1 protein-coding gene is annotated in these 1,870 nt (G+C 75.5%); it reads right to left on the bottom strand.

Annotated features, from left to right (window positions below; all coding sequences use genetic code 11):
* The coding region (locus tag B7767_RS31110) for a beta-ketoacyl synthase N-terminal-like domain-containing protein (protein WP_143652720.1) at nucleotides 1-1,870 on the bottom strand (1,870 nt) is incomplete at both ends.

Here is a 1,870-nt window from a genome sequence, read left to right as displayed (position 1 = left end):
CGCGTGCGCGGTGCCGGTGCCGTGCGCCTCGACCACGTCGATGTCGTCGGCGGTGAGTCCGGCGGCGTTCAGTGCCTGGCGGATGACGCGGGCCTGGGAGGGGCCGTTGGGGGCGGTGAGGCCGTTGGAGGCGCCGTCCTGGTTGACGGCGGAGCCGCGGACGACGGCGAGGACCTCGTGGCCGTTGCGGCGGGCGTCGGAGAGGCGCTCCAGGACGAGGACGCCGACGCCCTCGGCGAGGGTCATGCCGTCGGCGTCGTCGGAGAACGCCTTGCAGCGTCCGTCGCGGGCCAGCGCCCGCTGCCGGCTGAACGCGATGAAGGACATCGGGTTGGTCATGACGGTGGCGCCGCCCGCGAGGGCGAGGGTGCTCTCGCCGTTGCGCAGCGACTGGCAGGCCAGGTGCAGCGCGACCAGGGAGGAGGAGCAGGCGGTGTCGACGGTGACCGCCGGCCCCTCCAGGCCGAAGGTGTAGGCGAGGCGGCCGGAGAGCACGCTGGGGCTGGAGCCGGTGACGGCGTGCCCGGCGGAGCCGTCGTCCATGGCGACGCCGTAGTCCTGGTAGGTGGAGCCGATGAAGGTGCCGGTGGGCGTGGAGTGCACCGTGGCGGGGTCGATCCCGGCGTGCTCGAACGCCTCCCAGGTGGTCTCCAGGAGCAGCCGCTGCTGCGGGTCCATGGAGAGCGCCTCGCGGGGCGAGATGCCGAAGAAGCCGGGGTCGAACTCGCCCGCGTCGTGCAGGAAGCCGCCGAGGGTGGAGTAGGTGGTGCCGGGGTTGTCGGGGTCGGGGTCGTAGAGGGCGTCGGCGTCCCAGCCGCGGTTGACGGGGAAGTCGGAGATGCTGTCGGTGCCGTCGGCGACGAGCCGCCAGAACGCGTCGGCGGAGCGGGCGCCGCCGGGGAAGCGGCAGCTCATGCCGATGATGGCGATGGGCTCGTCGGCGGCGGCCGGGCCGGCGGTGGCGGGCGACGCGCCGTCGCCGGTGCCGAGGAGTTCGTCCCGGAGGTGGCGGGCGAGGGCGGCCGGGTTGGGGTGGTCGAAGACCAGGGTGGTGGGCAGGGCGAGGCCGGTGAGCGCGGCGAGGCGCTTGCGCAGTTCCACGGCGGTCAGCGAGTCGAAGCCCGCGTCGCGGAAGGCGCGCCTGGCGGGGACGCCGTCGGCGGAGGTGTGGCCGAGGACGACGGCGGCCTCGGAGCGCACCAGGTCCAGGAGCAGCCGCTGCTGCTCGTCGCCGGTCAGTCCGCGCAGCCGTCCGGCCAGTTCGGAGACGGTCGCGGTGGTGTCCGCGGGGGCGGTCAGGGCGCGTACGGTGTCGATCTCGTCGAACAGGCGGCTGGCGCGCGCGGCTGTGAAGACCGGGTGGTACCGACCCCAGTCGACGTCGGCGACGGTGACCGCGGTGTCCCGCCGGACCAGGGCGCGGCGCAGCTCGGTGACGGCGGTGGCGGGGGCCAGCAGACGCAGTCCGCCGCGTTCGAGGGTGTCGGAGACGGAGTGGTGCGCGTGGGCCATGCCGGTCTCGGCCCAGGGTCCCCAGGCGATGGCGGTGGCGGCCAGGCCGCGGGCGCGCCGGTGCTCGGCGAGGGCGTCGAGGTAGGCGTTGGCGGCGGCGTAGGCGCTCTGCCCGGCGCTGCCCCACACTCCGGCGACGGACGAGTACAGCAGGAAGAAGTCCAGGTCGTGGCCGTCGAGCAGGGCGTCGAGGTGGGCGGCGCCGAGGGTCTTGGCGGCCATCGCGGCAGCGGTGCCGGCCAGCGGGGTGGCGGACAGGGGCGCGGCCTGGCCGACACCCGCGGCGTGCACCACACCGGTGAGCGGGGCGTCCTCGGGGACGGCGGCGAGGACGGCCGCGAGGGCGTCGCGGTCGGCG

The organism is Streptomyces sp. 13-12-16, assembly GCF_002114215.1.
In the GTDB taxonomy this organism is placed as follows: domain Bacteria; phylum Actinomycetota; class Actinomycetes; order Streptomycetales; family Streptomycetaceae; genus Streptomyces.
Note: the sequence above shows the minus strand (reverse complement) of the source record. Positions and strands in the feature narration are given on the sequence as shown.